General features: G+C 43.8%; 16 protein-coding genes, 1 tRNA gene and 1 other RNA gene. 14 read left to right on the top strand and 4 right to left on the bottom strand.

Going from position 1 to position 17,730, the window contains the following annotated elements; genetic code table 11:
* Both ACESTK_RS19940 and ACESTK_RS19935 read right to left on the bottom strand, forming a co-directional pair.
* Positions 1-1,366 (bottom strand): CAP domain-containing protein (locus ACESTK_RS19940; RefSeq protein WP_373120590.1); only part of this gene is annotated, 1,366 nt, incomplete at its 3' end.
* A gap of 236 nt (positions 1,367-1,602) precedes the next feature.
* A tRNA-Pro gene (locus tag ACESTK_RS19935) sits at positions 1,603-1,676 on the bottom strand.
* 238 nt (positions 1,677-1,914) lie between these two features.
* On the opposite strand from ACESTK_RS19935, the gene ACESTK_RS19930 reads away from it, so the two are divergent.
* From ACESTK_RS19930 to ACESTK_RS19920, 3 genes are all read left to right on the top strand, one after another.
* Positions 1,915-2,934 carry a DUF6128 domain-containing protein gene (locus ACESTK_RS19930; protein WP_237963532.1) on the top strand — a complete coding sequence of 340 codons (1,020 nt, stop codon included), beginning with the start codon at positions 1,915-1,917 and terminating at the stop codon, positions 2,932-2,934.
* Positions 2,935-3,061: 127 nt separating this feature from the next.
* On the top strand, positions 3,062-3,571 hold the full coding sequence (gene tadA / locus ACESTK_RS19925) for a tRNA adenosine(34) deaminase TadA (RefSeq protein ID WP_173715864.1): 510 nt from the start codon (positions 3,062-3,064) through the stop codon (positions 3,569-3,571).
* Positions 3,572-3,705: 134 nt separating this feature from the next.
* Positions 3,706-4,143, top strand: a complete 438-nt coding sequence (locus ACESTK_RS19920; RefSeq protein ID WP_118577971.1) for a GatB/YqeY domain-containing protein — start codon at positions 3,706-3,708, stop codon at positions 4,141-4,143.
* A 241-nt stretch (positions 4,144-4,384) separates the two neighbouring features.
* Here ACESTK_RS19920 and ffs read toward each other — a convergent pair.
* An RNA gene (gene ffs, locus ACESTK_RS19915) (signal recognition particle sRNA large type) lies at positions 4,385-4,646 on the bottom strand.
* A 483-nt stretch (positions 4,647-5,129) separates the two neighbouring features.
* Between ffs and ACESTK_RS19910 the strand changes: the two genes are divergently transcribed.
* The 8 genes from ACESTK_RS19910 to ACESTK_RS19875 all read left to right on the top strand — a co-directional run bounded on the left by ACESTK_RS19910 (position 5,130) and on the right by ACESTK_RS19875 (position 12,957).
* Complete coding sequence (locus ACESTK_RS19910; protein WP_334284973.1) at positions 5,130-6,209, top strand: ATP-dependent 6-phosphofructokinase; 1,080 nt, start codon at positions 5,130-5,132, stop codon at positions 6,207-6,209.
* A 30-nt stretch (positions 6,210-6,239) separates the two neighbouring features.
* Entirely contained in the window at positions 6,240-7,865 is a 1,626-nt protein-coding gene (dnaX, locus tag ACESTK_RS19905) for a DNA polymerase III subunit gamma/tau (RefSeq protein ID WP_256144597.1), read from the top strand.
* A 204-nt stretch (positions 7,866-8,069) separates the two neighbouring features.
* Complete coding sequence (locus ACESTK_RS19900) at positions 8,070-8,426, top strand: YbaB/EbfC family nucleoid-associated protein (RefSeq protein WP_021924790.1); 357 nt, start codon at positions 8,070-8,072, stop codon at positions 8,424-8,426.
* The gene (recR, locus tag ACESTK_RS19895) at positions 8,426-9,022 is read left to right on the top strand and encodes a recombination mediator RecR (RefSeq protein ID WP_118577969.1); all 597 of its coding nucleotides are present in this window, start codon (positions 8,426-8,428) and stop codon (positions 9,020-9,022) included. The genes ACESTK_RS19900 and recR overlap by 1 nt, the downstream gene beginning before the upstream one ends.
* 20 nt (positions 9,023-9,042) lie before the next feature.
* Positions 9,043-10,176 carry a LacI family DNA-binding transcriptional regulator gene (locus ACESTK_RS19890; RefSeq protein WP_118577968.1) on the top strand — a complete coding sequence of 378 codons (1,134 nt, stop codon included), beginning with the start codon at positions 9,043-9,045 and terminating at the stop codon, positions 10,174-10,176.
* Between the two features lie 273 nt (positions 10,177-10,449).
* A complete protein-coding gene (gene fsa / locus ACESTK_RS19885) occupies positions 10,450-11,103 on the top strand; it encodes a fructose-6-phosphate aldolase (protein WP_021924793.1) in 654 nt (217 codons plus the stop codon).
* An 88-nt stretch (positions 11,104-11,191) separates the two neighbouring features.
* The gene (locus tag ACESTK_RS19880) at positions 11,192-12,031 is read left to right on the top strand and encodes a transketolase (RefSeq protein ID WP_118577967.1); all 840 of its coding nucleotides are present in this window, start codon (positions 11,192-11,194) and stop codon (positions 12,029-12,031) included.
* Positions 12,019-12,957, top strand: coding sequence for a transketolase family protein (locus ACESTK_RS19875; protein WP_256144598.1), 939 nt, complete (start codon positions 12,019-12,021; stop codon positions 12,955-12,957). Before ACESTK_RS19880 ends, ACESTK_RS19875 begins: the two co-directional genes overlap by 13 nt.
* Before the next feature lie 141 nt (positions 12,958-13,098).
* Here the strand turns inward: ACESTK_RS19875 and yyaC are convergent, their stop codons facing one another.
* Positions 13,099-13,629 carry a spore protease YyaC gene (gene yyaC, locus ACESTK_RS19870; RefSeq protein ID WP_148463555.1) on the bottom strand — a complete coding sequence of 177 codons (531 nt, stop codon included), beginning with the start codon at positions 13,627-13,629 and terminating at the stop codon, positions 13,099-13,101.
* 338 nt (positions 13,630-13,967) lie between these two features.
* Between yyaC and ACESTK_RS19865 the strand changes: the two genes are divergently transcribed.
* The 3 genes from ACESTK_RS19865 to ACESTK_RS19855 are packed head-to-tail and all read left to right on the top strand — an operon-like array spanning position 13,968 to position 17,369.
* Positions 13,968-15,350, top strand: coding sequence for a LysM peptidoglycan-binding domain-containing protein (locus ACESTK_RS19865; RefSeq protein ID WP_256144599.1), 1,383 nt, complete (start codon positions 13,968-13,970; stop codon positions 15,348-15,350).
* Between the two features lie 50 nt (positions 15,351-15,400).
* The gene (locus tag ACESTK_RS19860) at positions 15,401-16,645 is read left to right on the top strand and encodes a DUF5711 family protein (RefSeq protein WP_148463554.1); all 1,245 of its coding nucleotides are present in this window, start codon (positions 15,401-15,403) and stop codon (positions 16,643-16,645) included.
* Positions 16,646-16,655: 10 nt separating this feature from the next.
* Positions 16,656-17,369: a CvpA family protein gene (locus tag ACESTK_RS19855; protein WP_179988326.1), complete on the top strand. Its 714-nt coding sequence runs from the start codon at positions 16,656-16,658 to the stop codon at positions 17,367-17,369.
* Positions 17,370-17,730: the final 361 nt, after the last annotated feature.

Genomic DNA, 17,730 nt, shown 5'->3' with positions numbered 1-17,730 from the left:
CACATCGTGTGCAGTGATGGCTCTTGCTGCCGACTGTTTCGCAGGCAGCAGCGGTATCGATAGTCCAGTCGGAACTGTAGTTGTGACCCAGAGCTGCGACTGCCTCAGTCCTTGTTTTGCCACAGGCATTGCAGGTAAAGGTTTTTACACCCTCATCAGTACAGGTAGGCTCAGTGGTAATTGCACCATCATTCCAGGAATGACCGGAAGCAGGAATTTCAGTTACATCTTTTTTGCTGTCACATCGTGTGCAGTGATGGCTCTTGCTGCCGACTGTTTCGCAGGCAGCAGCGGTATCGATAGTCCAGTCGGAACTGTAATCGTGACCTAATGCAGCAATTTCTTCTGTTTTAGTCTCGCTGCAGATTGTGCAGGTGTATTGTTTTACGCCAGTTTTAGTGCAGGTGGGGGGTGTGGTTATTTTTCCATCGTCCCAGTGATTTTCACAATTATGTACTTTGACAGCAGCTGTCTGGTGCGCGGTCAGACCGTAAAGAGAAGCACTAATTGTAGTATCGCCTTCAGAAATTCCAGTTATGGAACCCGAAAGGGTAGCGACTGTCGAATCAGCAATTGTTAGATCTGGGGTATCAGTCACAAAAACAAATCTGGAACCCCAGTGTCCGAAAACGGAAATCGTTGGATCTGATACGGAAATGGAAGTGCTTTCACCTGTTTTTAAAGAATACTCATCTTTGTCAAAAGTAATATTAAAATTAGAAATTTTTGATGTTGCAACTGGAATTGTAAGGGTAGTTTCTGTGTTGTCTGCACTTACAGGGGTGGTATTAACTTTATCTCTGTATGCAAAATTTTCCACCCAATAGTGAAAGCCATTGTAGTATACATGACCGATTCCGACACAGTTGAATTTAGAATTAAGCATATTTCGTCTGTGTCCCTGACCGGCGTAAAGCTCGTTATCTTCCCTCCAGCCGTCGTTGACACTGTCAGCAGTTCCATATCCCGCAGCTATATTTTCGCCTGCATAAGTATAATATACTGAATTTTCATAAAAGGCGGAGAAGGTGTCTTTGTTATTTGGACGTGTATGGGAATAAATAATTGCAATTTCAGCGGCCCTTTGCATAGCTGTTTTTTCCAGATCGTAATCATACTGCAATGGCTGCAGATTTGTGCAATATGTTTTGGTTGTATCGTCTTGCTTCCAATACCATGCGTCTGTGCTGCTTGTACGCATTTCATTGATCATATTCAGAATTGTTCGTGCTTCTGTCTGTCCATATTGTACAGAAATGCTTACTGGCGTTGTGGCAGTTTCCGCCTTTACTTTAAAAGGAACCGCCAGAAACAGAAGCATGGCAAAACAAAACCATAAATGATATAAATTTCTTTTTCTTTTCATGTTCATCCTCCTGGTGCTTTTATGGTATTTTGCTTTTGTGTTAGAGCTTGTTTCAACAAACTCTGGGAGAGGAAAATCCTCTCTGCCCGATAAAGATATTTTAGCACAAAAAATAAATATTTCTATATCTAAATAGTTAAAATAGAATATAGCTTTCGAAAAAAGAAGAAAATTTAAACATAAAAAAACACCGAAACCCTTGATTTTTCAAGAATTTCGGCGCCCCTGCCAAGTAGTCGAAGTGACGGGATTCGAACCCACGACCTCTGCGTCCCGAACGCAGCGCTCTACCAAACTGAGCCACACTTCGTCAACTGCAAGTGATATTATACATAGAATATACTGGCTTGTCAACAGAAAAATTGAAAAAATTCAAAAAATTTCAAAAAGAATTGAAATTAACCAGGTCTTATTTGGGGAGAGGCAATTAAATTAATTCATTTGAACAGATGTTCCAAGTGAAACAGAATGCGTTTTTATGAATGAAAATTCTGTTTTTTCATATACATTAATGAGTGAGATGCATAAAAAGGGGAGGGCGTCAGTTGGTGGGATATCGGCGTTTTATCGCATATGTATATGAATACCGAAAAGGGAAAAAGGAAGATAATTGTGGCTTTATGAAGGTGGAAGTGAGAAATCACATGTGTACAATTGAACCACATCTTCAGGTAGGAAACCTGGCAGCAGGAGAAGTGTGCAAAGTATATGGATTTGTGCGAAAAGAGGGACTGATGAATGGAATTTTGCTGGGCAGCTGCAAAACGGAGGCAAATAGAATCGAATGTCTGGTGGAAACAGACGGAACGGATATGGGGGGCTCGGGAATTCCTCTGGAAAAAATGGGAGGTATGATTTTGCTTACAGAATCGGGAGACTTTTTTGGAACAGAGTGGGATGACCAGACAATCCGCCCGGAGAATTTTAAGGAAAGTATAATAAAGAAAGAAGAAACTGGTACCGTATGTGAAATAATAAAAGAGAAAGCAGAAGAAAAGCTGGAGAATGAAAGCAAGCCGGAAACAGATTCCACACCTGATTTAGATGACAGGCATGAAGTGGAGGATGTGGTGGAACAAATGCAGGATGATCTGCTGGAAGCAGAAGAAATGATAAGTGATGAACCACAAGCAAAAGATGAGCCAACCGTGGGGGAAATATGGGAAGCAGAGCAAAAAATTACCTGTAGAGTAAATACAAAACAAGAGGAAAAGGAGAAAACCATAGCACTCCCATTTGGTCAGCCCTTCTGCCCGTTCCAAGACAGCGATCTGAACCAGTGCTGGAAAATTACACCCCAGGATCTGGTCCATTTTCCAAGAAGACAATGCGCCCTTCGCAACAACCGTTTTTTGCAATACGGATACTACAATTTCGGACATCTCCTTCTGTGCCACAGATCAAATGGCCGGTACATACTTGGTGTACCCGGAAGCTACGACCAGCAGGAACAGTTTATGGCAGGCATGTTCGGCTTTTCCTGCTTCAAAGAAAGCAACTGTATCAAGGTGAAAAAAGGCAGGGGAGGGTACTGGTACCGTGCGATTGATCCACCTGCCGGTTGTTAAAATTGACATCCCTGTGCGAACTGCCTATAATAAAGCTATTGCCGCTGCGGCGCCTGAAATGAAAATGACAGCGCAGCGGCAAAAATGCCGAGATTCACCATAAAGTAGTAGAAAGTAAAGGTAAAAAATGCTTACAGATCAGGAACGTTATATGAAAGAGGCAATTCGCCAGGCAAAGAAAGCCTGGGCATTGGAAGAGGTGCCAATTGGCTGTGTGATCGTTTGCAACGGGCAGATCATTGCAAGAGGCTATAATCGGAGAAACACGGACAAGAATACCCTTTCTCACGCAGAATTGAACGCGATTAAAAAGGCAAGCAAAAAATTAGGAGACTGGAGACTGGAAGGCTGCACGATGTATGTAACCTTAGAGCCTTGCCAGATGTGCGCCGGAGCGCTTATGCAGTCCAGAATTGACCGTGTGGTTATCGGCAGCATGAATCCAAAAGCAGGATGTGCCGGTTCTGTGCTGAATCTTTTGGAAATGGATGGCTTTAACCACAAGGTAGAAGTAATCCGCGGTGTTCTTCAGGAAGAGTGTTCCATCATGCTTTCCGATTTTTTTCGCGAGCTTCGGGAAAAGAAGAAAATGCTGAAAAAATCTTTGGCAGAGCAGGTTGGAAAATCAGAAAATTAGTGGTATGATAAAAAACAAAGCAAAAAATACATCAAGTCGTCTGAAATGCCACAGGATGAAAGAATTATGATTTGATGGAACGTTGTGGAACATTATGTAAACAACCACATAGAAAATGACAGGAGGAAAATACAATGGAACTTGAAGCATTGAGAAAAGACATGGTAGCTGCCATGAAAGCGAAGGATAAAGTAACAAAGGATGCAGTCTCTTCCCTGATTTCCGCAGTGAAGAAGGTGGCAATCGACGAAGGCTGCCGTGACGATATCAGTGGCGAACTGGTTGACCGTGTTATTCTGAAAGAGCTGAAATCTGTGAAAGAGCAGATCGACACCTGTCCGGAATCCAGACAGGATCTGAAAGATGAATATCAGGCAAGATATGATGTGATTGCGAAATACGCTCCAAAGCTGATGGACGCTTCTGAGATCAAGGCTTACCTTACAGAGAAACATGCAGACCTGATCGCTTCTGGAAACAAAGGACAGATCATGAAGACTATTATGCCAGAGCTGAAGGGCAAGGCTGACGGCAAGGTGATCAATCAGGTCGTAGCGGAGCTGTGCAAATGATTTTTCACAGCTTGCATTCAAAATAGAATAGCAAACTAAAAATAGGACACATATTGTAAAAATGGCGTGAACAACACATTCACAGCCCTGATACAATATGTGTCTTTTTGTTTGCCTGGGGCGTACCGCGCCAGAGCCTGTTTGAAAAAGCATTCCAGTAATTTGCTCTCCCCATTTTGCAGAAATCTATTTTAATACAAAAAAAGAACGCCCTCATCCGACGTTCCACAATCCTCTTATTTCGCGCGCCGCACCTCGGAATGGTCTCACAGACGTTACCTCTACAGTTAACTCAGCCCAGGCACCCTCACGGCACACAGGAGATTCTACTTAGTGCTGCTACATTCCTGTCCTGACACGGTTCATAGAGTCCTGTTGCGTAAGACCCAAACGTCAACGCCACTTATAAAGGGCAGCTCCACAAGATACAAGCCTCAGATTGGCATCACCCCTGCTGTAGCGGATTGCAGGTACAGGGCACCGCTATCTCCCCGGCTGCGCGGAATTTAATTATAAAGGAAGACTGTGGATTTGTCAAGCCACTGCTGCAAAACAGCAAAAAAATTTAATGTATTGTCAAGCCGGCGTTACTGTTCACTGGTAACATTCCGCGAGGTGTTTTTTGTGAACAAAGTTCACAGAAAACCCGAGAATTGCGGCGCGAAATCATGCGAATGCATGATTTCTGTGCATCGCGAAGCGCGTTACTGGTCACGGAGTGAACAGTAACAAGCCGGCTCCAGAAATATCTGGTTGCAAATTACTTGTTGTGTCAGAACGGGAAATATTATATAATATAAACAAACTTGCCCCGCGATTTTTACGCTGCCCAGACGTAACAGAACAGCGGTCACTGCTCACTTTGTGATCAGTAACGAACAGAGCTCGCGGATCAAATTTCAAAATGTAGTTTTTACTGGAGCGCGTAGCTTGCTGGAATGATTTTTGAAACACGCTCTAGAGACACAGAAATGGAGGGTACTATGATTAAAAGAATCGGCTTATTAACAAGCGGCGGTGACTGCCAGGCACTGAATGCCACCATGCGGGGAGTTGTAAAAGGGCTTACAAACAGCATTGATGACCTGGAAGTTTACGGATTTGATGATGGATATAAGGGACTGATCTACGGCAAATACCGTATGCTTACATCCAAGGATTTTTCCGGAATCCTTACACAGGGCGGAACTATTCTTGGAACATCCAGACAGCCGTTTAAGCTTATGCGCGTACCGGATGCCAATGGACTGGACAAGGTAGAGGCTATGAAGCAGACTTATTACAAGCTTTGTCTTGACTGTCTTGTAATCCTCGGAGGAAACGGAACCCAGAAAACAGCCAACCTCTTAAGAGAAGAAGGTCTGAATATCATCCATCTGCCTAAGACCATCGACAATGATATCTGGGGTACAGATATGACATTCGGGTTCCAGAGTGCAGTAAATATTGCAACAAACGCTATCGACTGCATTCATACAACAGCAGCATCCCATGGCCGTGTATTTATCGTAGAAGTTATGGGACACAAGGTAGGAAGCCTTACTCTGCACGCAGGAATTGCCGGCGGAGCAGATATTATCCTGATTCCGGAAATCCCATACGACATTGAGAAGGTAGTTGCAGCTATCCAGAAGAGATCTAAAGCTGGCAAGCGTTTCACCATTCTTGCAGTGGCAGAAGGCGCCATTTCCAAAGAGGATGCCCTTCTTTCCAAGAAAGATTACAAGAAAAAGCTGGAAGACCGCGCGAAGAAGTATCCTTCCGTATCCTATGAAATTGCAGACAAGATTACCCAGAAGCTTGGTTCTGAGGTACGCATTACAGTTCCGGGACATACACAGCGAGGTGGGGCACCATGTGCATATGATCGTGTGCTTTCCACAAGAATCGGAGCAGGAGCAGCAGAGGCTATTCTGGACGGAGAATATGGCATCATGATCGGTATTGTAAATGGCAAAATCAAGAGAGTACCTCTTGAAGAATGTGCCGGCAAGCTGAAAATGGTTTCTCCGAAAGACCAGACCGTTAAGGCTGCAAAGCAGATCGGAATCAGCTTCGGCGATTGATTCCCTGCTGTTAGAAAGGAGTTTCCATAAATGAGCTATACTGCTCTATACCGGAAGTTCAGACCGGATAATTTTGACGATGTCAAGGGACAGGATCACATTGTAACTACCCTGACCAATCAGATCAAGCATAACCGTATTGGTCACGCGTATCTGTTTTGCGGCACCCGAGGAACCGGTAAGACTACCGTTGCAAAAATACTGGCAAAAGCAGTAAACTGCCAGCATCCGGTAAATGGAAGTCCCTGTGGTGAATGTGACATGTGTAAGGCGATACAGGCTGGCACCTCCATGAACGTGATCGAGATCGATGCAGCGTCCAATAACGGCGTTGACAATATCCGTGAGATCCGTGAGGAGGTGGCCTATCGTCCTACTGAAGGAAACTATAAGGTATACATTATCGACGAGGTTCACATGCTTTCGACAGGAGCGTTTAATGCTCTTCTGAAAACACTGGAGGAACCTCCGTCTTATGTTATCTTCATTCTTGCCACCACAGAGGCCTACAAGATACCGATCACTATTTTGTCCAGATGTCAGCGATACGATTTTCACCGCATCACTATTGATACCATTGCGGCAAGGCTGGATGAACTTCTGAAAATCGAAGGCGTAGAGGCAGAAGAAAAAGCCGTCCGTTATGTGGCAAAAGCCGGAGACGGTTCCATGCGAGATGCACTAAGCCTTCTGGATCAGTGCATTGCCTTTTATCTGGGGCAGACACTGACTTATGACAAAGTCCTGGAGGTTCTGGGAGCTGTGGATACGGAAGTGTTCAGCAAGCTTTTGCGAAAAGTGCTCCAGGGAGATGTGACAGGTGCGATACGCACTCTTGAGGATTTGATCATAGGCGGAAGAGAGCTTGGACAGTTTGTGGGAGATTTTACCTGGTACATGCGTAATCTCCTTCTGGTAAAAACCTCCGAGAATCCGGAGGAAGCCATTGATGTATCATCTGAGAATCTGAAACTTCTAAGGGAAGAAAGTGAGATGGTGGATGTAGAAACGCTGATGCGCTACATCCGTATTTTTTCTGACCTGTCCAGTCAGATCCGCTATTCCACCCAGAAGCGTGTTCTGGTGGAGATTGCTCTGATCAAACTGTGCCGTCCGGCGATGGAGACCAATCTGGATTCTGTTCTGGATCGTCTTCGTGTTCTGGAACAGCGCATGGACGAGCGGCCTGTTCAGCAGGTATTTGTCCAACCGGGAGCCACTGGCAGCGCCGGAAGTACAGGAGCCGGATCGGATGGCAGTGCAGAAGGCATGGCAGCAGCACCTGAGAAAGCGGCACCTGAGGATCTGCAGAAGATTGTAGCCAGCTGGAAGGTGATCGTAGGTCAGACCAGCGGCATTTTCAAACAGATGCTCCAGAAGTCTATTCCCAAATACAATGGCCAGACCGGTGAACCGGTTCTCTACATCGAATTCCAGGATTTCCTTGGAAAAACCTATGTAGATAATCCGGAAGCAGAGGAAGAACTGAAGAATATCATCCTGGCCCAGACTGGCAAGAGTGTAGAACTTAAGATGGTGGTGGCAAAAGAACACAACCATACCAATCTTGCCAAGGTTACTGTAGATCAGGCTCTCCGGGAGAATATCCATATGGATGTTGTTGTGGAGGAAGATCCTGACGATGCAGAAGAATAAGAGTGTTGCTGTTTGATTTTTGTGCAGCAACATAAGAGTTGCCGTGAAAGCGACGAACGAGAAGTAAATTAATAATATTTGCAGAAAATGTGAATATTGTTATGAAAAATGATTTTTGCTGCCGCAAATGTTATAGAGCCTGTTTGAAAAATCAGAAATGCGGAATCCAGCATGAAATCAGAACAGTTAAAGGAGGACTTTGTAATGGCAAAGCGTGGAGGATTTCCAGGCATGGGTATGCCGGGAAACATGAATAACCTTATGAAGCAGGCGCAGAAAATGCAGCGCCAGATGGAAGAGAACCAGAAAGCTCTCGAGGAGAAAGAGTTTACTGCAGCAGCCGGCGGCGGAGCTGTAGAAGTAACTATCTCAGGTAAGAGAGAAGTGACCAAGGTGAAGCTTGCAGAGGAAGTTGTAGATCCGGATGACATCGAGATGCTTGAAGATCTTATTGTTGCAGCAACTAATGAAGCACTTCGCAAGGTTGAGCAGGAGAACCAGGCTGTAATGTCCAAACTTACAGGAGGTCTGGGAGGACTTGGCGGGGGTCTTCCATTCTGATGGAATACTACAGCAGTCATATCAATAAACTGATTGAGCAGTTTTCCCATCTTCCGGGAATCGGGGCAAAGTCTGCCCAGCGCCTGGCTTTTCATATTATGAATATGCCAAAGGAACAGGTGCAGCAGCTTACCAATGCCATCACCGATGCCCGGATGAACGTACAGTACTGTAAGTGCTGCTACACCCTTACGGATAAAGAAATGTGCCCAATCTGCAGCAATCCCAAAAGAGATCACAGTACGATTATGGTAGTGGAGAACACCAGGGATCTTGCTGCTTATGAAAAAACCGGTAAATTTGATGGAGTTTATCATGTACTTCACGGCGCAATATCCCCTATGCTGGGAATTGGTCCGGATGATATCAAGCTGAAAGAGCTGATCATGCGACTTCAGGGAGATGTAAAAGAAGTGATCATTGCCACCAACTCCAGTCTGGAGGGAGAGACTACAGCAATGTATATCAGTAAGCTGATCAAGCCCACCGGGATCAAGGTCAGCCGTATTGCCAGTGGTGTGCCGGTCGGCGGTGACCTGGAATACATTGATGAAGTTACCCTGCTTCGGGCATTGGAGGGCAGGGTAGAACTGTAAGATGGCAGGAGGTGATTTTTGTGGCACGCAAAAAAGTGACTTCATCAGATGTGGCAGAGAAAGCGGGAGTTTCCCAGGCAACGGTTTCCATGGTTCTGAACCATAAGTACAATGTTTCTTTTTCCCGAGAAACAGTGGAAAAAGTGGAAAGCGCGGCCAGAGAACTGGGCTATCAGCTTCCGGGCCACAAAAATAAAAAAGAGAACAAAAAGGAAAAAATGATTGTTGTCTTTTGCCCAACTATTACCAGCCCTTACTATGTGATGCTCCTTCAGGGAATCGAGGCGGTAGCCAACGAGCGTGGCTACGGAGTTTTCATCTGCAATACCCAGCGTGATGCCAGGCTGGAAGAGAAGTATCTGCGCATGATACGCGCCATGGCACCCCAGGGGATCATTTATGCCTGCAATCCCCACCCGGACTATATCAGCCAGGTAGAAGAGATGGCAAGAAGCATTCCGCTGGTCATCATTAGCAACAAAGAAAAAATCAGTACAGTAGATGCTATTAATCAGGACAACACAGAAGTGGGACGACTTATGGCGAGGCATCTGCTGGATCTGGGACATCGGGATGTGGCCTTTATTACGCCGCCGCTTACCAGAAGACAGTGGCAGCGTTCCAAACGAGTGGATGGTTTTGTCCGTGAGTTTGAGAAGGCTGGGCTTTCCGGACATGTGATCATCCGGGCTGCTGACGAATCCGTTGACCGTCGCAATCCTAAGACGGATTCCGAGTATTCTATGGGCTATGCCCTGACCAGGTCTCTTCTGGAGGATGGCAGCAGATTTACTGCCATTGCCGGACAGAATGACATGATGGCCATTGGTGCTGTGGATGCTCTTCAGGATGCCCGTCTGAGAGTGCCGAAGGATGTATCTGTGATCGGCTGCGACAATATTTTTTATTCCGGAATTCGCAGAGTGTCACTGACTACCATTGATCACTTCGTTGATCTGAAGGGCAGGGATGCCTGTGACATTATCATCCGGAAAATCGATACAGGCATCCGTTTCGGGGAAGGCATCCGTCCCACAAGTGTATATAATATTGAGTATAATCCCAAGATTATTGTGCGAAAAACCACCGGTTATGCACGTATGGATAAACCGGATCCCATAAACGAAAAATCCGAAGAAAATAAGTTTAAATAAATAATTTACTGGAAATTATTAGTAATAATTTAAAAAAAACATCTGGTAAAATTGCTGGAAAAACTGATTGATACAGTAGAAAATTGATTGATACCATACTAACAAACTATATAATGATTAATAATAGATGAAATTATTAATTGAAATTTTATTAATAATTCACTCTCTGCCTTGACCTGTAAATGAAGTCTGCTATAATGAAAGCATATGAACAGTGCAAGACAAAGGAAGCGCTGCAACGCTCTAGTCTAATTCATTTAGGAGGAAGAAATCATGAAATTTTTTATTGACACAGCAAAAGTAGAAGATATTAAGGCAGCTAACGATATGGGAATTATCTGTGGCGTAACTACAAATCCATCCCTGATCGCGAAAGAGGGAAGAGATTTCAATGAAGTAATCAAAGAGATCACAGAGATCGTCGATGGACCGATCAGCGGCGAGGTTAAAGCTACTACAACAGATGCAGAGGGAATGATCCGTGAGGGACGCGAGATTGCCAAAATCCATCCGAACATGGTTGTAAAAATTCCTATGACATGCGAAGGTCTGAAAGCAGTTAAAGTTCTTTCAAAAGAAGGTATCAAGACAAATGTAACTCTGATCTTCAGCGCTAACCAGGCACTTCTTGCAGCAAGAGCTGGTGCTACATATGTATCTCCATTCCTTGGAAGACTGGATGATATCTCTACAGACGGTGTTGAGCTCATTCGCCAGATCGCTGATATGTTTGCAGTTGCAGGCATCGATACCGAGATCATCGCAGCAAGTGTACGTCATCCAATGCATGTAACACAGTGCGCACTTGCAGGTGCTGATATCGCTACTGTACCATTTAAAGTACTTGAGCAGATGACTCATCATCCGCTGACAGACGCTGGTATTGTTAAATTCCAGAATGATTACAAGGCTGTATTTGGAGAATAATTAACCGAGAAATTATTTTACGTAAGAATTCAATCCGGTTGTGATTCGCACATTATGATATCATGGGAAATAATAAGGAGAATTGAGAATGGAGAATTTAGAGCTTCAGAAAGTTGCCAACGAAGTCCGCAAAGACATCGTAACAGCACTGCATGCTGCTAAAGCTGGTCATCCAGGCGGATCTTTATCAGCAGCAGATTTATTTACTTATCTTTATTTTGAGGAAATGAATATTGATCCTAAGGATCCGAAGAAAGCAGATCGCGACCGTTTTGTCCTTTCCAAAGGTCATACTGCACCAGGTCTGTATTCTGTACTGGCTGAGAGAGGTTATTTCCCGAAAGAGGATCTGGTGACACTTCGTCATCTCGGATCTTACCTTCAGGGACATCCGGATATGAAGCATATTCCTGGCGTCGATATGTCCAGCGGTTCCCTTGGACAGGGAATCTCTGCAGCGGTTGGAATGGCACTTTCTGCAAAATTATCAAATGACAGCTATCGTGTATACACACTTCTTGGAGACGGCGAGATCCAGGAGGGTCAGGTATGGGAAGCTGCAATGTTTGCAGGAGCAAGGAAACTGGACAATCTTGTAGTGATCGTTGATAACAATGGTCTTCAGATCGATGGTAAAGTTGAGGACGTATGCTCCCCATACCCGATCGATAAGAAATTCGAAGCATTCAATTTCCATGTAATAAATGTAGCTGATGGAAATGACATGGCGCAGCTGCGCGCTGCTTTTGACGAGGCAAAGACTGTGAAAGGAATGCCGACTGCGATCGTTATGAAAACAGTAAAAGGCAAAGGGGTATCTTTCATGGAGAACCAGGTTGGCTGGCATGGAAAAGCTCCGAACGATGAAGAGTACGCACAGGCTATGGCAGATTTGGAAAAGGTAGGTGAAGCATTATGTCAGAAGTAAAGAAGATTGCCACCAGAGCAAGTTATGGTAACGCTCTTGTAGAACTTGGAAAAAAACATGATGATCTGGTTGTTCTGGATGCTGACCTTGCTGCAGCTACACAGACCGGAATCTTTAAGAAAGCATTTCCGGAGCGCCACATCGACTGCGGTATCGCAGAGTGCAACATGATGGGAATTGCTGCCGGAATCGCAACAACTGGAAAAGTGCCTTTCGCAAGTACTTTCGCTATGTTTGCAGCAGGACGTGCCTTTGAGCAGGTTCGCAACTCTGTTGGATATCCGAAGCTGAATGTTAAGATTGGTGCTACCCACGGCGGAATTTCCGTTGGTGAGGATGGTGCTACACACCAGTGCTGCGAGGATTTTGCACTTATGCGTACAATTCCGGGAATGATTGTTGCATGCCCGTCTGATGATATTGAAGCAAAAGCAATGGTAGAGGCAGCTTATGAGCATGTGGGCCCTGTTTACATGAGATTTGGCCGTCTTGCTGTTCCGATTATCAATGATAATCCGGATTATAAATTTGAACTTGGCAAAGGTATTGTTCTCCGCGAGGGAAAAGACCTTACCATTATTGCAAACGGACTTTGCGTAGCTCCGTCTCTGGAAGCAGCTGCGAAACTGGCTGAAGAAGGAATCGAAGCAAAGGTTATTAACATCCACACCATCAAACCTCTCGATGAGGAACTTGTTGTAGCAGCTGCCAAAGAAACAGGCAAAGTTGTTACTGTTGAAGAGCATTCCATCATCGGCGGCCTTGGTGGTGCTGTATGCGAGTGCCTTGCTGAGAAAGCGCCTGTACCGGTTAAACGTATTGGTATCAATGATGTTTATGGAGAGTCCGGCCCGGCTGTTGCTCTTCTTGAGAAATACGGTCTTGATGTAGCCGGTATCTATAAACAGATCAAAGCATTTATCTAATTGGCTGTACCTTTCCTATATGGTGCTGGCGCCGGCAGGCGTTATGTCTGTTTTTACAGAAAACCTTTTGGAAATTCAAAAAAGTGATATGCTAAATAAGCATACGGCAAATGGAAGTGAAAGCTTCTGTTTGCCGTATTGTTATATAAAATTTCCGAGAATCCCCTGTGCAATGGTGTCTGCCAGCGTGATCACAGTGGACAGTCTTGTTGTCTGTAAAGTCAGATATTCCAGAATTCCTGCAATATTTACAATTCCAGTAATATAAATATCCCCCACAGGAGGCAGATCTTTCTGAACAGCCGCACCTGGGTAAAGAGAACCGTTTCCGATTGTCACATAGCCCAAATGTCTTTCATCGCCTAGAGACGCGTCTATAGCAATTACAAGGGCAAACGGATGGTTCTTTGAAATAAAGTCCGTTATATCGGACAGATTGACGGCATGAACAGGCTGACTTAATGTACCGTAGACAAAAATTCCTGGAAGCTGATGCTGACTTAAACGATAGCCCACATAAGGTCCCAGACAGTCTCCGGTTACCCGGTCACTTCCAATGCACAAAAACACAATTTCAGTCCAGTCCCGCTTATGACGCTTAATACATTTTCCCAGAAGCCGTGCAATTTCTCTGGAAGAATCTGGTTTTTGGGTATTTACATAAAAAGGCATAAAAGTTCTCCTGCTTTAAAAATTTCATAAATAAGCAAACTTGCCCGATTACTTATGAACGATAATTTGCAGCTGCAGCTGTCTGATATAATCCATCTTATCCTATATCTGGAAAAAATATGCACCTGGCTGAGTACAAAAAAACATATCGAAATCTATATGCTGCACTTTACGTGACATTCTGCCGGAATTCAATTGCAGCAGTTCGCTGTACCCTTCATCCCGACAAATATTTCCTTTGCAAAAACTGTCGCAAAATTCTGTGAAACAGGTCTTATATTCCGCTAAAATCTGCATTTCTCATGTGATATTCTCATACCCGAAGGGGTGATGTGACTATGATAGAAGTTATCTACAAAGAAGAGAAACAGGAGGCGAAAAATGGGGAAAATCTTTTTAATCTGCCGAGAAACATACGTCAGGTAGGACTGACAACCGGAAATATGCGTATTTATATTGAAGATTACGTATACACATTTCTGACAAGGCTTGCCAGGAATGCGGTCGGTTCCGGAAAAGAACAAGGCTGTGTAGCTGTTTTTACAGGCGAAACAAAATGGAACAATGGTATAACCTATCTTTTCATCCGGGGAGCTTTGATGGTGGAAGATATGGAAGCTGCATCAGATCATATTGATTTCTCTGAAAAAATATGGGCAAAAATACAGGAAGACCAGGCAAAATATTTTCCGGGACAGGAAATAACAGGCTGGTTTTTTTCGCGCCCTCAGATGTATATGGAAACAGACGAATTGCTGACCCGAATCCATCTTCGGTATTTTGGCGGTGAAAAAGTGCTTATGCTTATGGAACCTGCAGAAAAAGAAGAAGCTTTCTTCTTCTTTGAAAATGGCCTTATGGTCCGGCAGCGGGGATATTACATTTATTATGAGAAAAATCCGCTGATGCAGGAGTACATGATTGAAAAAAATAAAGATTTTGCGCCGGAATTTACAGAAAATGTGTCTGACGAGGCGGTTGTATCTTTTCGGAAAATCATCCGGAACAAGAAAACAAAGAAAGCAGAAAAGACAGAGGAAAAGCCCCAGGAGGAAATGGAGCGTACCTCTGTTTTTTCATATGCAGCAACGGCCTGTCTGGTACTTGCTGTATTAGCTGTAGGTGCGGGCTTTTACAGAAATTACGGTGGCTTGCCGGTGCAGCCTGAAGATGATTATGCAGTGACTGTTATGTCAGGAAAAACAGAGGAAGATGCATCAGAAGAAAAGCAGGCAGAAAATGACACGAATCAGATACAGGATGTTTCCAAACAGGAGAAAAGTCCGGAAGAGCAGTTGGAAAGAAATGCTTCGGTGACTCCAAAAATAACGCAGGAAGCCGCCGATACAGAAATAAGTGATGAAACCGGGAATAGCTGGCAGGACAGCGAATCTGATTTTGCAAATGAGGCGGAAGCAGCAGAACAGACAGAAACTGAGGAGCCGGCAGAAACGGTGGATCAGACGGAAACTTTTTCCCAGGAAGCTGATGAACGGAAAATAAAGAAACAGAGCACCAACGTAGAAGAACAGACGGATTCCAGTGCACAGACCTCATCTGACGGTATATACGAAACTTATGTGATCAAACCAGGCGATACTTTATACCAGATCAGTATTTCCCATTATGGAAATATGGATGCCATCCCGGAAATCTGCCGCCTGAATAATCTGGAAGAAAACCAGGTGATTTATCCGGGGCAAATGATTGTATTACCTTGACCGGATGTGGTATAATCGAAAAAATAGAAAATACAAGGCAAGGTTAAATTATGGCAAACACATTCAAAAATATCAAAAAGAAACTGCGGCGGAAACGACTTCTGGCCGAGAAACGCCATCTGGAAAAAGCCCAGGCCGGAGCCGGTGGGAATGAAGCTGCGAGAAGAAAAATCAAAGCTGCTTTGCGAAGAAAGAAAGCTGTGCTGAAACCGGTTGCCGTGATACTGATTGCTGTATTTGTGGTCTTGGCAGGCTTTCTTTTTCTGGAAAAAAGAACTTACCGAAACTATAAAGTACAGGTGACCAGTGAGCAGGAGGATACTGTTTCCACCCAGTACACCTATCTGTCAGGTAAGATTCTGCGCTATAGTTCCGACGAGGTATCTCTGGTAAACAACAAGCTGGAAACTGTATGGTCCCAGACATATGACATGCAGAATCCCGTGGCAGATGTTTGCGGTGACTGTGCCGTGATTGCTGATAAAGATGGTACATCCATGGTTTTTCTTGACAAAAATGGAATTACCGGGACTGTATCTACTTCTTACAGTATTGTAAAGGCGAAAGTTTCCAAAACCGGAATGGCAGCGGCAATTCTGGATGGCGGCGACCACACCTGGATCAATTTTTACAATTTAGATGGAAGTCTTGTGGCAGAAAATCAGACTAATATTCAGGATCCTGGATATCCTATGGATGTGGCACTGGCAGATAATGGCGTTGTGATGATGGTGGCATATCAGTTTGTGGACAGCAGCGAGACCACCAGTTACATAGCTTTTTATAATTTCGGAGAAGTTGGACAGAATGAAGATGACCGTATTGTAAGCGGGTACACGTATGATGGAGTAGTAGTTCCGCAGATTCAGTATCTTGGCAGCAATGCAGTTGCACTTCGGGATGATGGATTTACCATATATTCCGGGCGTCAGATTCCCAAAGAACTGAAAACAGTCCAGGTTGAGCAGGAGATTATCAGTACTTTTTATGATGAAGACAACATTGGCCTGGTATTTAAAAATGACAGCAAAGACAAACAGTATACCATGCAGGTATATTCTTCTGCTGGCAAGCTGAAATTTAGCAAGGATTTTAATATTCCATATACCACTATCAGAATGAGTGATGATTATATTGTTATGTACAACAGTTCCCAGCTTTGCGTGTTGAATAGCAACGGTTCCGAGAAATATTTTGGAAGTGTGGATGGAACAGTGAAAGACTTTTTCAAATTGGGGTGGAATAAGTATTTGCTTGTTATGGATACTGGTGTAAATGTGATAAAACTCAGTTAAGGAGAATGAAATGGACATAAGCTGGACTTGGCTTGGCATTGTGGTGCTTGCACTGATTATTTTTGCATGCGCTTCCGGATTTCGCAGAGGCTTTGTAAAAGAAATCGTATCTGCTTTTTTTATGATCATATCCTTTCTCCTTGTATGGGTGATTAATCCATATGTAAATACATTTGTGAGAGAGTATACACCTGTTTATAATATTGTTCAGAGTAACTGCCAGGAACTGGTCATGGAACAGACAGGCAGCCAGAAAGCTCTGGATAAAGAAGAACAGACGCAGATAATGGAAAAAATGGAACTTCCGGACATATTGAAAACTTCTCTTATGGAAAATAATACTGCAGAGACATACCGCTATCTTGCAGTCAGTACGTTTGCGGAATATATAGCAGATTCGCTGGCTGTCATGATCGTAAATGGAATATCATTTCTTTTATCCTTTATAATTTCTGCAATCGTGATCAGACTGTTGAGTTATATACTGAATGTTCTGACAAATCTTCCTGTGATAAAGGGCGTGAATAAAATTGCCGGAGGTGTAGTGGGTGGTGCGAAGTGCATAATCTTTATCTGGATCGGGTTTCTGATCCTGACGCTGCTCTGTGATACTACGATTGGAAAACAGGGAATGGCTCTTGTTGAGCAGGATACAGTACTGAATTTCCTGTATAATCAGAATATATTTGTGAAAGTGTTTATGAGTGTTTTCTACGGAAATTGAGCACAAATGTCAAATAATGTAAAAAAATCAAAAAAATTGAAAAAAGGGGTTGACGAATGGCAACTCTGATGATATACTGAATCTCGCTTCTGAGGAAGCGGGATTTCATTTTGAAAAACTTCAAAAGTTTTTTAAAAGAAATTAAAAAAAGTTGTTGACAAACGAAAATGCTTGTGGTAATATAAACAAGCTGTCGGACAGACAACGACAGATAAACAACCTTGATAACTAAACAGTGAAACACATACGATTCTCGAAAATTCTTAACGAATCATCATTCGAATGAATGAACTTTTTATAACAGTAATGACGAGAGATAACTAAGCTAGTTGGTTGTCTTGAGTACATCAAACACTTTATC

The organism is Ruminococcus sp. Marseille-P328 (assembly GCF_964249465.1).
In the GTDB taxonomy this organism is placed as follows: domain Bacteria; phylum Bacillota; class Clostridia; order Lachnospirales; family Lachnospiraceae; genus Blautia_A; species Blautia_A faecis.
This window is presented reverse-complemented; position numbering and strand designations above follow the sequence as displayed.

Excerpts from the sequence above, each read along its gene's own strand:
- ACESTK_RS19875 (WP_256144598.1), top strand. The coding sequence starts at position 12,019 with ATGTCAGAAGTAAAGAAGATTGCCACCAGAGCAAGTTATGGTAACGCT.
- recR (WP_118577969.1), top strand. The coding sequence starts at position 8,426 with ATGGAATACTACAGCAGTCATATCAATAAACTGATTGAGCAGTTTTCC.
- ACESTK_RS19860 (WP_148463554.1), top strand. The coding sequence starts at position 15,401 with ATGGCAAACACATTCAAAAATATCAAAAAGAAACTGCGGCGGAAACGA.
- yyaC (WP_148463555.1), bottom strand. The coding sequence starts at position 13,629 with ATGCCTTTTTATGTAAATACCCAAAAACCAGATTCTTCCAGAGAAATT.
- ACESTK_RS19880 (WP_118577967.1), top strand. The coding sequence starts at position 11,192 with ATGGAGAATTTAGAGCTTCAGAAAGTTGCCAACGAAGTCCGCAAAGAC.
- ACESTK_RS19855 (WP_179988326.1), top strand. The coding sequence starts at position 16,656 with ATGGACATAAGCTGGACTTGGCTTGGCATTGTGGTGCTTGCACTGATT.
- fsa (WP_021924793.1), top strand. The coding sequence starts at position 10,450 with ATGAAATTTTTTATTGACACAGCAAAAGTAGAAGATATTAAGGCAGCT.
- tadA (WP_173715864.1), top strand. The coding sequence starts at position 3,062 with ATGCTTACAGATCAGGAACGTTATATGAAAGAGGCAATTCGCCAGGCA.
- ACESTK_RS19920 (WP_118577971.1), top strand. The coding sequence starts at position 3,706 with ATGGAACTTGAAGCATTGAGAAAAGACATGGTAGCTGCCATGAAAGCG.
- ACESTK_RS19865 (WP_256144599.1), top strand. The coding sequence starts at position 13,968 with ATGATAGAAGTTATCTACAAAGAAGAGAAACAGGAGGCGAAAAATGGG.
- ACESTK_RS19900 (WP_021924790.1), top strand. The coding sequence starts at position 8,070 with ATGGCAAAGCGTGGAGGATTTCCAGGCATGGGTATGCCGGGAAACATG.
- dnaX (WP_256144597.1), top strand. The coding sequence starts at position 6,240 with ATGAGCTATACTGCTCTATACCGGAAGTTCAGACCGGATAATTTTGAC.